This window comes from Atopostipes suicloacalis DSM 15692, assembly GCF_900129085.1.
Classification (GTDB): Bacteria; Bacillota; Bacilli; order Lactobacillales; family Carnobacteriaceae_A; genus Atopostipes; species Atopostipes suicloacalis.
In genome coordinates this window covers 17,849-29,922 of sequence record NZ_FQUF01000028.1, presented here as the reverse complement: position 1 = coordinate 29,922, position 12,074 = coordinate 17,849, and the positions used below count along the sequence as shown (strand labels likewise).

General features: G+C 35.7%; 13 protein-coding genes and 1 pseudogene. 3 read left to right on the top strand and 11 right to left on the bottom strand.

What is annotated here, in order from left to right; all coding sequences use genetic code 11:
- Window positions 1-409 precede the first annotated feature (409 nt).
- Together BUB96_RS08390 and BUB96_RS08385 are read right to left on the bottom strand one after the other, a co-directional pair.
- Window positions 410-1,168, bottom strand: coding sequence for a prepilin peptidase (locus BUB96_RS08390; RefSeq protein WP_073298426.1), 759 nt, complete (start codon window positions 1,166-1,168; stop codon window positions 410-412).
- Between the two features lie 232 nt (window positions 1,169-1,400).
- The gene (locus tag BUB96_RS08385) at window positions 1,401-2,102 is read right to left on the bottom strand and encodes an O-methyltransferase (protein ID WP_073298425.1); all 702 of its coding nucleotides are present in this window, start codon (window positions 2,100-2,102) and stop codon (window positions 1,401-1,403) included.
- Between the two features lie 103 nt (window positions 2,103-2,205).
- Here BUB96_RS08385 and cbpA point away from each other — a divergent pair, with 103 nt between their 5' ends.
- Entirely contained in the window at window positions 2,206-2,844 is a 639-nt protein-coding gene (gene cbpA, locus BUB96_RS08380; protein ID WP_073298424.1) for a cyclic di-AMP binding protein CbpA, read from the top strand.
- Between the two features lie 110 nt (window positions 2,845-2,954).
- Here cbpA and BUB96_RS08375 read toward each other — a convergent pair whose 3' ends face one another.
- From BUB96_RS08375 to BUB96_RS08345, 7 genes are all read right to left on the bottom strand, one after another.
- Entirely contained in the window at window positions 2,955-3,944 is a 990-nt protein-coding gene (locus BUB96_RS08375; protein WP_073298423.1) for an NAD(P)H-quinone oxidoreductase, read from the bottom strand.
- A 216-nt stretch (window positions 3,945-4,160) separates the two neighbouring features.
- Window positions 4,161-4,655, bottom strand: coding sequence for a QueT transporter family protein (locus BUB96_RS08370; RefSeq protein ID WP_073298422.1), 495 nt, complete (start codon window positions 4,653-4,655; stop codon window positions 4,161-4,163).
- A gap of 80 nt (window positions 4,656-4,735) precedes the next feature.
- Window positions 4,736-5,074, bottom strand: coding sequence for a type II toxin-antitoxin system PemK/MazF family toxin (locus BUB96_RS08365; protein ID WP_073298421.1), 339 nt, complete (start codon window positions 5,072-5,074; stop codon window positions 4,736-4,738).
- Window positions 5,075-5,112: 38 nt separating this feature from the next.
- A complete protein-coding gene (locus BUB96_RS08360; protein WP_073298420.1) occupies window positions 5,113-5,370 on the bottom strand; it encodes a hypothetical protein in 258 nt (85 codons plus the stop codon).
- A 134-nt stretch (window positions 5,371-5,504) separates the two neighbouring features.
- Entirely contained in the window at window positions 5,505-5,861 is a 357-nt protein-coding gene (gene acpS, locus BUB96_RS08355; RefSeq protein WP_073298419.1) for a holo-ACP synthase, read from the bottom strand.
- A gap of 15 nt (window positions 5,862-5,876) precedes the next feature.
- The gene (locus BUB96_RS08350) at window positions 5,877-7,271 is read right to left on the bottom strand and encodes a UDP-N-acetylmuramoyl-tripeptide--D-alanyl-D-alanine ligase (protein WP_073298418.1); all 1,395 of its coding nucleotides are present in this window, start codon (window positions 7,269-7,271) and stop codon (window positions 5,877-5,879) included.
- A gap of 37 nt (window positions 7,272-7,308) precedes the next feature.
- On the bottom strand, window positions 7,309-8,358 hold the full coding sequence (locus tag BUB96_RS08345; protein WP_073298417.1) for a D-alanine--D-alanine ligase: 1,050 nt from the start codon (window positions 8,356-8,358) through the stop codon (window positions 7,309-7,311).
- A 400-nt stretch (window positions 8,359-8,758) separates the two neighbouring features.
- Here BUB96_RS08345 and BUB96_RS08340 point away from each other — a divergent pair, with 400 nt between their 5' ends.
- Window positions 8,759-9,451: a PAS domain-containing protein gene (locus BUB96_RS08340; RefSeq protein WP_073298416.1), complete on the top strand. Its 693-nt coding sequence runs from the start codon at window positions 8,759-8,761 to the stop codon at window positions 9,449-9,451.
- A gap of 97 nt (window positions 9,452-9,548) precedes the next feature.
- On the opposite strand, the pseudogene BUB96_RS08335 reads toward BUB96_RS08340, so the two are convergent.
- Window positions 9,549-9,671 (bottom strand): annotated as a pseudogene (locus tag BUB96_RS08335) (pseudouridine-5'-phosphate glycosidase); the annotation flags it as partial.
- 113 nt (window positions 9,672-9,784) lie between these two features.
- Window positions 9,785-10,849, bottom strand: coding sequence for a beta propeller repeat protein (locus BUB96_RS08330; protein ID WP_073298415.1), 1,065 nt, complete (start codon window positions 10,847-10,849; stop codon window positions 9,785-9,787).
- A gap of 202 nt (window positions 10,850-11,051) precedes the next feature.
- Between BUB96_RS08330 and BUB96_RS08325 the strand changes: the two genes are divergently transcribed.
- Window positions 11,052-11,945, top strand: a complete 894-nt coding sequence (locus tag BUB96_RS08325) for an FAD:protein FMN transferase (RefSeq protein WP_200789091.1) — start codon at window positions 11,052-11,054, stop codon at window positions 11,943-11,945.
- The last annotated feature ends 129 nt before the right edge of the window (window positions 11,946-12,074 follow it).

Below are 12,074 nucleotides of genomic sequence, written 5' to 3'. Positions count from 1 at the left end.
AATTGTCTTCTGATGAACGTCGATTCCACAACATGTCTCAATCATAACTTCCATGATGAAAACCTCCATCAAATAATTTAGGAAACAGAACATTCTATAAAATATTGTAATTTTATTTTCACATTCTAAGATGTATTCGGCTTATCGCAAAAGATAAAATGTTCATCCAGTTTTTTATACAGGTTCGGCAAAACCCATTAAACCTTCGGATTAATGTTTCCTATGTTAATTATAGGATACTCTCTCTTTTCTGTCATGGCTTAGATTGCGAAGCAATCATATAGTTTTTTATAAAATTTTATAGAAGCTGATGTTTAGTGCCTTTGTATAAGAGATTCTTAATTAAATTAAAGCATCTACTATTGCCTACCGTCTTAAATCTATATATTACTAGTTATCAATTATAGTTCTATTTATAGAGCAGTTGAAGATACTGCTGGAGGATGTCTTCACCAAAATAAAAGACAGTTAATGTTGCCAATCCTATATAGGGACCAAATGATATTTTTGTCTTCAAGCTACTCTTACTCCTTTTCAGTAAAATAATTCCTGCTATTGAACAATATAGTGAAGAGAAGAATAACAAAAGAAGAAAACGAGATATACCAAATATAAATCCTAGTAAAGTGAAATACTTTAAATCTCCTATACCTATTCCACCCTTTGTTAAAATAAGTATTGTAAATATAAGACAAAAAGAAAAGAAAGCTCCTGCTAGTGAATCCCACCATGGAGTTAACGGATTAACTAAACGGTATAATAAAAATAAAGGTATAAAGAAGAGTAATATCTTATTTGGGATTTTTTGATATATGACATCGGATACAGTAATAGGAATAACTAATGAAATTAATAGTAAGCCTAAAGCTAAAGTAGGAGTCCAGCCTACTCTGTAATATGTAAAAGCAAATAAAATTCCAGTTAAGAATTCGATTACCGGATAAAGTGGTGAAATTCTTTGTTGACATTCTTTACAACACCTATGAAAAATAAAATAAGAAAGAATAGGAATAAGTTCAACCCATGATAATGTTCGACCACAATGATCACAGTAGGAGCGTTGTTGTTTAAATAATGTTTTATTGGGTACTCGAAGACCAACAACATTAAAAAAAGAACCAAAGATTGTACCATATATAAAAAAGATTAATAATACTATTTTTTCCATTGATTTTCCTCCTATTTAATAAAAAAACAAACCGATTTTTTTCTAATTTTCCACTTTGTTTTTATTATATTATAGCACATTTCTATACATTTAATTATATTTCACGTGATTTATTTCAATTTTTCAAATGTATTTACTTATTTCATATAAAAAAAATAGGTATTAATAAATCGAAATCGATTCATTAATACCTAAACTTTAAAATAATAACCCAATCCTATTTAATTATTTATTATTCTTCTTTCATAAATGAAAAATCAAAGTCTTCTTTTTTAGTAATCAACAATAAGCCATCTCCGATAGGTAAGATTGTCGAAATCAGTGCGGGATGGTCTAAGACAACTTCTAGGAAAGCATTTAGTTTTTTATGAATTTTCCGTACTCTTCGTGGAATTTCTTCGGTGGGTTGTAAAATAGTCCCGCCTTGCAAGACATCATCGACGGCTAAGACGCCATCTGTTTGAAGAATTCGCATGCAGTCAGGAAAGAAATCATAGTATTTTGCTTTTGCACTATCCATAAAAATAAAATCAAAGGTATCTGCTGGTAATTTTTCTAACCACTCTCCTGCTTGTCCTTCAAGTATTTCTACTCGATCGGTAAGACCAAAATCTTCAAAGTTTGCTTTCGCTCGTTCAATCATTTCAGGATTACGTTCAATGGTTTGAATTTTAGCTTCTGTATATTCAGCAAAGATGCTGGCGGAAAAACCAATAGCTGTCCCTACTTCTAAAATTTTATTTGGTTTTAACTGATCCAGCAACCAGATAAAATAAGAGACTGTTTCATGCGGAATAACGGGATTGCGTCGTTCACTTGCGATATTTTGTAATTCTTTTAGGTGTCCTGATAATTGTTTTTGGTCTTTTCTTAAAAAATCTCGTACCTCTTTATTAATGACTGGGCGATCCATCATTTCATTTCTTTTGGTCATTTTTACACTTCTTTCTACAAAAAATACAGTTTATGTGTTTATTATTAGAGTTTTTTGCTATAATGTAATTATAATTTAATATTTATGGGAGAGGAGCGTTTTAATGTTAATTAAAGAATTATCTCTTGCTAAAACTAGAGTTCGAACTGTTCCTGAAACAGTCACATTAGAAGAAGCTTTAGAATTATTGGAAGAATTTGGATATCGTTGTGTCCCTATCTTAGATGAATCGGGGAGTATTTACCGTGGAAACATCTACCGTATGCATATTTATAAGCATAAATCAGAAGGGAAAGATATGACTCTTCCGGTGACTCATTTATTAAAAAATGCGACAAAGTTTGTGCATACTTCTTCTTCTTTTTATAGTATTTTCTTTATGATTAAAGATTTGCCTTATATTACGGTACTTGATGAGAATGATCATTTTTATGGAATCTTAACACATAGTGCCTTAATTAATTTACTCGAACAATCTTGGAAATTAGATAAGGGAAGCTATGTTTTAACGATTGCTTCAGCAGGTGAAAAAGGTGACTTAGCAAATATCGCTAAATTCGTCAATCGATATAGTGATATTATGAGTTGTATTACCTTGGATGTTGAAGAAGGACCTATTCGACGAACCATTATGACTTTGGAGCCAAGTGCTACCGATGAAGATGTTGAAAACATTTCAAAAATACTCGATCGTCGCGGATTCCGGGTCATCCAAGTTGAAAACCTTAAAGAAAAACACTAAGTGCTACTTTTTGTATTTTTAGTTTTATTTCTAAGTCATTTTATTTGGAAAGACTTCCTGATTCTTAAAAGGAAGTCTTTTTTATTCTATTTATTTTTCAGCTGCTTAGATTAATCTTCTGCAATTTGTACAACAATTTTACCTGTATTTTCATGAGCTTCCATCTGGCGATGTGCTTCTGGCAGGTCTTCAAACGAAAGGACTGAGTGAATAATCGGTTGAATAATGTCTTCTTCAAAGAATGGAATAATTCTTTTCGAAAATTCTTGCGTTAACTCGGCTTTATAGTCATCACTTCTTGGCGTTAAAAGGGTTGCTTTTAAAGATAAACGTTTTTGCATTAAACCACCGATAGACATTTTCTCTACTTCTGCTCCACCAAGCGTACCGATTAAGATCCATTTTGCATCGATTGCGGCACTTTTTAGATTTTGCTCCCAATAAGAGGCTCCTATAAAATCTAAAATAACATCCGCTCCACGACCGTTTGTGTATTCTAAAACTTTTTCGGCAAAATCTTCTTTTTTATAGTTAATCGTGTGCTGAGCTCCTAAGGCTTTTGCCATCTCAAGTTTATGTTTCGATCCTGCTGTAGCAATAATATTTGCATCGGTTATTTTCCGACTCGCTAATTGAATCGCTGCGGTGCCAACTCCACTGCCTGCTGCATGGATTAAAATAGTCTCTTGTTGTTTTAATTCTCCCAGCCAAAACATGGTTTGATAAGCCGTTAAAAAGACTTCGGGAATGGCTGCCGCATCGATTAAAGACATAGAATCAGGAATTATGATTGCCCGGTTTGCCGGCATTACGGTATACTCTGCATAGCCTCCCCGATTTACCAGTCCTGCGACTCGTGTTCCCTTCTTTAATTTTGGATAATTAGGCGCTTCTTTTTCAACTATTCCACTAATCTCCACTCCTAAAATAGGGTAAGGAGCTTCTAGGGCCGTGTTTTCTCTCGTAATAATGTCGGTTCGATTAATAGCTGTACTCTCTACTTTAATTAAAACTTCATCTTTTGATGGAGTGGGAATCGGACGATTTTCGATGACGAGTTGATCTAGTCCACCAGGTTGCTTCATTGTCCAAGCTTTCATAATAATTAAAAATCCTCCTTATTAAAAATGCGTTTTATTGGCTTTATCATAGCATTGATTTTTGTTTTTGGCACTTTTCACCTCGGGTTTTGCCCATTTAAATAAAAAACTAGAATCTATCTCTATTGATTAAATAGACGTTGGATTCTAGTTTACTGTTTTATAAAACTTTTTTCTATTTATAAAAGTATGTTTTAGTCATTTGCGAAGCGAGGGTTAACGCTCCATGGTTTGATTGAAATGAATTTGTTGATCTAAAAATAAAATGACGGGAATGGTTACTAGCATAACAATGGCGATGCTAGCTGCGAAACTGGCGTAGTTTACCCAGAAAAAGAATAATTCGTTTGTTAAAATAGAAACCATTAGCGCTAAAATAAAACTCATGGCTGTGAATACGGCTGTATTGATCAGCATCTTTTTCATTAGACTATCGCTTTCTTTTATAATGAAAAAGACAATGAGTAGAGATAAAGCGGTATGTAAGGTTCCAAAAATAATATCATAAATTCCAAATTCTGAGCGAATATTTGCGATGGCTACTCCTAAAATGAGCCCTATTGAATATTTTTTATTAAACATGGGTAGGTGAGCAAACATTTCGGTTAATCGCAATTGCAAGGGGCCGTATGAGGGCAAAAAAATAGTAATTACTACGTAAATAGCAGCGATCATAGCATTTAGGGTCAGTTGTCTGATTGATAGTTTCATATTTTTATCCTTCTCTAGTCTGTTTCTATGTTTAAACTTAAGAAAAAGCCTAGCTTCGAGAAGCGGGCTTTTAATGTTTTTTATGTAATTCCTAAGCTGATTTTTAATGCTTTGTCTACATCTTCCATCATTTCATCGCTTAGGTGCGTAATTTTGTCTGTTAATCTTTGTTTATCAATGGTCCGTATTTGTTCCAATAATGCGACGGAGTTTTCTGTGAGTTCTTTGTCTTTACCAATTAAAACGTGTGTTGGAACTTTGCTTTTTCCGATCTTACTCGTGATGGCTGCAACAATGACTGTCGGGCTGTATTTATTTCCTATATTATTTTGCAAAATCAATACAGGTCGTGTTCCTCCTTGTTCGGAACCTACAACCGGTGATAAATCTGCATAATAGACGTCTCCTCTTTTCATCATATGTTCGGATTCCCCTTTACATAATCAGAAATTCAGCATTACTCTTCCTGAATATAAATGAGTGCTTCATTTTCGGAGGCAGTAAAAGCATTACTGATTTCTAAATTGATTTTCCCCATTTCAATATATCCTTTTTTTAAGTGATAATAATTGCTTGAAAATTCATCTAAAGAATTGCTGACTAAATAATTTAGCACATTTCTTTCACTAACACCTGCAGAAGCAGAATATTCTTCAATTGCAGAGTAAAGGCTGGTATCAATTTCGACAGTGACTTCTTTTTTTCTTTCTGACATTTCCATTGGCCTCCCAAAAAACTAAACTCTTTTTTGTTACCTTCTATTTTAGCATATAAGGGAAGTTTCTCAACCACTTTTTTAGACTCTTTTTATGAAAGTACCTGGATAAGTGGTTAAGGCTTTTAAGATTTTCAGTCTTTTTCTAAAAGGACTTGGGCCATTGCGTATTGCTTGGAGTGAGAAATTGATAAATGAATATTCCCGGTAAATCGTTTAGACTGTGCTACTGGTTTATTTAAAGCATCTGGAAGAATCTCTAGATCCTGAAAGGTAACTTCGCTGCCAATCCCTGTTCCCATCGCTTTTGAGAAAGCTTCTTTAGCTGCAAATCTTCCCGCTAAAAATTCTATTTGCCGGTGCTTGGGTAAGGTAAGAAAGATTTCCTGTTCTTTTGGCGTTAGAACGCGCATGTAAAAGCGCTCTTGTCGCGCAAGGATTGATTGAATTCGTTCAAGTTCGACTAGGTCAATCCCTGTTCCTACAATCATTCAAACACCTTCCTTTTATTTTTTTGCTCTTAATTGATCGACAACGGACAATAAATCTGTGCCGTTGCTTGATTTAAAGAGTATAATATCTTCTGGTTCAGCAAGCTTTTTAAGTTCTTTAATCAATGGCTCCTTGTCGCCAGAAAAATGAGCGACGTGATCACTCTTTTTACGTGCCTTTAAAACATGATAGAGAGCTTCCATTTCCTCGCCATAAAGCAGAACTGCTTTATATTTTTCTAAATCTACTGCTTCAGCCATGCTTTCATGTAATTCTTTGGACTGCTCGCCCAATTCTAATACATCGCCCAGTACAGCAATTCGATCGCCTTCTGTGTTTATGCCTGAAAAATAAGAAAGTGCTGCTTTTACAGAGGTTGGGCTGGCATTGTATGCATCATTTAAAAGGTGGGTTTCATTCACACCATCTATCCACTCTAAACGATTTTTGGTTAATTCAAAGTGCTCCAAACCTTCTTTCACTTCTTTTAAAGACACTCCGAACTCTAACCCAAATAAAATTGCCATTAAGGCATTATTCACATTATATTTTCCAGGAATGGGGATGGTGATTTCTAGTTCTTTTTCTTCATCATCTACTGACAGAGTTGCAGAAAAAGATGTTTCTTCAGTTTTTTCGACAATATCAAAGGCATAAATATCTGCTTGTTCATCAAAGCCAAATGTTTGATCTCGAATAGATTCATCCAAACGTTCATCAATAAGTTTCTCATGATATGGATGGAGAAATAAGCCATCTTCTTTCAAGCCATCTAAAATACTCATTTTTTCATCGGTTAATTTTTCCCGAGATCCATCAAAGGCTTGAATATGAGATTCACCAATCATCGTTACTGCTACTGCATCTGGATGTGCGGTTTGTGAGTGTACGGTAATTTCACCAGGAGAGCTCATGCCCATTTCTAAAACAAGCATTTCTGTCGTCCGTGGCATGGATAGGATTGTTTTAGGAACCCCTAGTTGGTTATTTTCATTCCCAGCTGTTTTGTGGGTTTCATATTTTTGACTTAACACAGCAGCTGTCATATCTTTAGTGGTTGTTTTCCCATTACTTCCTGTAATGCCCACAACTTTGGGGTTCACTTGTTTTAAATACCAATGACCGAACATTTTAAACGCTTCTTCTGTGTCCTCTACCTTAATTAGTGGAAGATTTTTGGGAGCATTTTTTAAATCAGCACTCCAAAAAGAAGCAGCTGCGCCTTTATCTATTGCATCTTGGATAAAATCATGCCCATCTCGTTCAGCAATAATGGGGACAAAAATGGACCCTTTTGTTAATTCTCTAGAATCATGGTAAACACCTGATATTTCAATATCTTCAGCTGGGGCATTTATTAATTCTCCCCCTACTGCTTTCACTATATCGAATAGATTCCAAGTGATCAAAGAAATCACTCCTGTCTTTTTTTATTTTTCATTCTGTTTATCTTTGCTTTCCGTATCGTGTTTGACGATTTTCATGTCTTTGGATAGCTAACTGTAACAATTCTTCGATGACATCTCCATAAGCCAAACCGGTTTCTTCCCATAATTTAGGGTACATGCTAATTGGGGTAAAGCCTGGGAATGTATTAATCTCATTGATGTAGATGTCTTGATCTTCGGTTACAAAGAAGTCTACTCGAGCAAGTCCGCTTCCATCAATCGCAATGAAGGCTTTTGTTGCATATTCGCGTAGTTTGTTCAATGTTTCTTGTGGAAATTCTGCTGGAATTTGTAGAGCGACTCCTTCATCTAAATATTTTGAGTCATAATCATAAAATTGGTTTTCTTTAACAAGCGCTCCAACAACAGAAGTATGTACGTCTTCGTTTCCTAATATAGCCACTTCTGCTTCTGTTCCTTTGATACCCTGTTCAATTAATACCCGTTGATCGTATTCAAAAGCGACCTTTATTCCTGCCTTTAATTCTTCAATATCATTTACTTCAGAAATCCCTACACTGGAGCCTAAATTGGCTGGTTTTACATACATAGGATAAGGCAAGTTTTCCTCTACTCGTTCAAGGACTTCTTCTGGTCTAGCTTCCCAGTCGGTTGGAGTGACTGTTTCGTAAGGGACGATAGGAATGCCTGCATCTTTAAAGAGAACTTTGCTGACAATTTTATCCATTCCGACTGAACTGGCTAAAACTCCTGCTCCTACATAAGGTACACCTAATACTTCAAATAAACCTTGGACCGTTCCATCTTCTCCGTTTGGACCGTGAAGAACTGGGAAAGCAACACTCTCTTCTTCTTTTAATTCTTGAAAATCAAAAACTTCTTCACTTACTTTCCTTAAGTCAGAAAGAGTGGGTACTTCTTCTTTGTTTTTAATGACATTCCCTTTGCGCCATTCTCCTTCATGGGTAATATAAATGGGAACGACTTGGTAATATTCATAGTAAATTTCTTGTAAAATATGATAGGCAGAAATAATTGAAACATCATGTTCCGCACTTTTTCCTCCATACAGTAAAAAAATCTTCATTCTGATTCTCCTCACAAATTGATTTAATTTTCGATTTTATATTTTTTAATTAAATGAATGTCTAATTTTACATGCTTGACCTTCGATGATAATTTTAGCATACTTTTCTTTTTTCATGTAATAACATACAAAAAATACTTTAAATATTCTATAAATCGATCAGAAATAGAATAATTATAATGCTATATCGGATTGAATACCTTTATGGTCAAAATACAGTACGTAAATTTTCTCTTTACTTTAAGTGTTTCCTTTTGTATGATAAAGAATATCTATTTGTGAAATAAAATACAATTGCTTTTTATTTATAAGGACAACGACTTCATGACGAGAGATTTCTTTGTCGTGTTTCCGAAGAATACGGGAGAGATTAACATTTAATGGATAGGAAGATTTTGAGATGATAGATGAACGGGCAAGTTTTGGGTTTGAGGGGTTGTTTGAGTTGGGTGAAGTGGACACAACGATTACGGGTTTGGATATGTTTGCTGCGGATTGGGTGGAGCAAGCAGCTGAAAAAGTTGGAGCGGTTGAGGGCGATACTTACGTGAAATTGAATCGTGGGATTTTGACGGTTACGCAAATTAATGCGTTATTGGATTCGATTCCTTTAGAATTTTCTTATATTGACAACAATAATCAATTTATTTATTACAATAATGAAAAAGATGCTGCAAATATGTGGGCGCCTAGCAATCCGGAGAGTGTGGGCCAGCCATTGGGATCGTTGCATCCGGAACATATTACGGCTTATGTTCAGAAAATTATTCAACAACTACGTGCTGGTGAGACCGACGTGGTACGCATTGGGCATCCAGTAGCTGATGGTGAGCAGTTTTTGGTGCATAATTATCAGCGTATGCAAGATAAGGAAGAAAATTATTTGGGAGTCAATGAATATGTTGCGGATTTGAAACCGGTTATTGACTGGTATTTAAAACAGACCAGCCAAAAGCTGGTGCCTAATAATGGAGAGGATAGGGTCTCGAATGCTATGCCTATTGACGGAATTTCAGGTGCTACCCAAAAACCGACTAGCCATAAGCATGCGGATGTAGATGCCGTCTCTGGTGCTTCAGCAAAGCCATATTAATTTATAAACGAAAAGCACTGAAATCATCCGCTGATTTCAGTGCTTTTCTTCTCTATAATATTCATACTAAAATATCAATCACTTTTAAATTTGAACTCTACATTTCATTCGCATAGGCAACGGCAATTTCTGCGCCAACTTTCGCGTTGTTGTAGACAAGTGCAATATTAGCTTCTAAACTCTTGCCTTCTGTCAGTTCTACAATTTTTGCGAGTAAGAATCCGGGCTATCTTCTCCTTTGATTCCTGCTTTTTTCCTCAGTTAATGCTTGTTCAATAAGTCCATTTTATTCTTCACCATGCAACTTAAATTTACAGATATTCTTTAAAAAATTTAAAAAGATTTAACTACAAAGCAATAAGCTCGTTGATCTTTATAAGCCTCCCAAGGAATGGACGTTTGTTCCCAAGTTTCTGCTCCATCTGCTAAATAAAACACCCCATAATTATTCATTGCATAAAAAGCGCCGATTTTATCTGGATCATTCGCTAAGTAATGAGTATAGGCTTGCTTACGAGGTAAACCATCCGCTATTTCTTTCCAAGATTCATCCTCCACTTTCCTATAAACAGTCGAATAACGTTGAGAACCATGAGCCGCTGAAGCATTCTTTGAAGCGGAAACGATTCGATCATTTGGGTTTTCTGGATGTAGGACCATATTGTACAGATAGGGATGTTCTTCCAATCCTTCACTCATATACTGCCAAGTTATTCCTTCATCTTCACTTTCAGCATAGGCACGTTCGTTATTTGATGCTCCATCTCCATTGGCCGCATACAATCGTCCCGGAGCTTTCGGATGAGCTAATAAGGTGTGCGCATCGATTGGACTTTTTTCTGGGCGATCTATCCAAATCTTTCCGTGATCATTCGTATGCAAAACAGCTCCTGCTTCAATCGAAATCGCTAAATAATCTTTCTTCGAATAACTTGGTGTAATCCAGCGCACAAAATGGGTGTAAGGTCTCGGCGGAAAAGCCCAATCCTTTTTAGAAGGCAAAGTTTGAATCCCTTTAAATTCTTGAAACGTTCTGCCACGATCTTCTGAATAAAATAACATACTAGGTTCCGTACCGGCATAGACCACACTATATCCACCTACACTTCTGACTGGGCTCACTGCCACAGATGTTATTTTCGAAGAAGGAAGACCTCGATTAATGTTTCTTTCACTCGAAAGATGTGACTCGCCCACTTTCTCCCAATGTTCCCCGCTGTCTTCACTGCGCCAAAGTCCGTCATCTCTGGTACTACAATAGAGACGATTTTGGTTCAATGGATCGAACGCTAAGCGAGTTGGTTGTTTTTCATGAAGACATTCTTTAAAATCATAACCAGTAGTTGTTTCTTTAATGAGGACGAGTTTATCGTTTAAACCAATATAAAAAGTTTTCATCTATTGTTCCTCCTTAGAGTTTAGATTTAGGATGAAAGGAATCCTGTTCTATTTAATTATTGTTGAAAGGGCTTCTTTCAGCAAGCTATTTGAATGTTCTCTTGATTTTTAAATCTGTTACGCGTAAAATCTCAATACTTTTTACAATCCGAAATAGAATGTGGTGATTCAGATTAAAGAAGAAAAAAGAAAAGTTCACTTAATGGGAACGGTCATTGATTTAACCATTACCCACCCAACACCGGACCTTGTTTTAGACGAAGTGGTTCGTCGTTTGGAAATGTATGAACATCGATTTAGTGCAAACGACCCCACTTCCGAATTAAGTGAAATCAATAAAAATGCCGGAATTCATCCGGTACAAGTCCATCCCGAGCTTTTTGAACTCATCCAAATTGGAAAAAAACATAGTCTAGCACCCGACAGCAATATGAACATTGCCATCGGTCCATTGGTTCAATCTTGGAGAATCGGATTTGACGACGCAAAAGTAGTAACAGACGAAGAAATTAAAAAATTATTGCAAATTATTGATCTAGATCAAGTTTTATTGGATGAAAATACGGTATATTTAAAGATGTCTGGCATGGCGATTGATTTAGGCGCATTGGCCAAAGGATTTATAGCCGATCGCATCATAGACTATTTAAAATCAGTAGGCACCCAATCCGCGCTAATTAATCTAGGCGGAAACTTAGTCACTATGGGCCCTGCCCTTCAACATTCCGATCGATATTGGCGAATCGGCATTCAAAATCCAGTAAGGACTCGTGGCGCTTCGCAAATGATTTTACGTGTGCAAGATCAATCCGTGGTAACTTCTGGAATATACGAACGCAGTTTAACAAAGAATGGAAAAACCTTTCATCATATTTTGGATTCAAATACTGGATACCCAGTAAAAACAGACACGGCAAGTTTGACGATTGTTTCAGACTTATCGGTAGATGGTGAAATTTGGACGACGCGTTTATTTGGGAAGACAACTGAAGAAATCATCGATGCACTCAATCAATTACCAAATATTGAAGGTTTAGTCATTAATGATCAAGGAGACGTTTTTTATTCTGAAGGAATGAATGAGCGGATTCTTTAACAGCTAAGCAATCAAAGCCTGCTCATTTTTTTAATTGTTTTTGTGAAATAAGTACAAATAAAAGATAGTGAGGGAAATTATGAAAAATATTATAGGATTAGTGGGACCAACTCCACTGAATCAACCAAC

What these genes read in the sequence shown, in the direction of transcription:
- BUB96_RS08390 (WP_073298426.1), bottom strand. Translation starts at nt 1,168, where the DNA reads ATGGAAAAAATAGTATTATTAATCTTTTTTATATATGGTACAATCTTT.
- BUB96_RS08385 (WP_073298425.1), bottom strand. Translation starts at nt 2,102, where the DNA reads ATGACCAAAAGAAATGAAATGATGGATCGCCCAGTCATTAATAAAGAG.
- cbpA (WP_073298424.1), top strand. Translation starts at nt 2,206, where the DNA reads ATGTTAATTAAAGAATTATCTCTTGCTAAAACTAGAGTTCGAACTGTT.
- BUB96_RS08375 (WP_073298423.1), bottom strand. Translation starts at nt 3,944, where the DNA reads ATGAAAGCTTGGACAATGAAGCAACCTGGTGGACTAGATCAACTCGTC.
- BUB96_RS08370 (WP_073298422.1), bottom strand. Translation starts at nt 4,655, where the DNA reads ATGAAACTATCAATCAGACAACTGACCCTAAATGCTATGATCGCTGCT.
- BUB96_RS08365 (WP_073298421.1), bottom strand. Translation starts at nt 5,074, where the DNA reads ATGATGAAAAGAGGAGACGTCTATTATGCAGATTTATCACCGGTTGTA.
- BUB96_RS08360 (WP_073298420.1), bottom strand. Translation starts at nt 5,370, where the DNA reads ATGTCAGAAAGAAAAAAAGAAGTCACTGTCGAAATTGATACCAGCCTT.
- acpS (WP_073298419.1), bottom strand. Translation starts at nt 5,861, where the DNA reads ATGATTGTAGGAACAGGGATTGACCTAGTCGAACTTGAACGAATTCAA.
- BUB96_RS08345 (WP_073298417.1), bottom strand. Translation starts at nt 8,358, where the DNA reads ATGAAGATTTTTTTACTGTATGGAGGAAAAAGTGCGGAACATGATGTT.
- BUB96_RS08340 (WP_073298416.1), top strand. Translation starts at nt 8,759, where the DNA reads ATGATAGATGAACGGGCAAGTTTTGGGTTTGAGGGGTTGTTTGAGTTG.
- BUB96_RS08330 (WP_073298415.1), bottom strand. Translation starts at nt 10,849, where the DNA reads ATGAAAACTTTTTATATTGGTTTAAACGATAAACTCGTCCTCATTAAA.
- BUB96_RS08325 (WP_200789091.1), top strand. Translation starts at nt 11,052, where the DNA reads ATGGGAACGGTCATTGATTTAACCATTACCCACCCAACACCGGACCTT.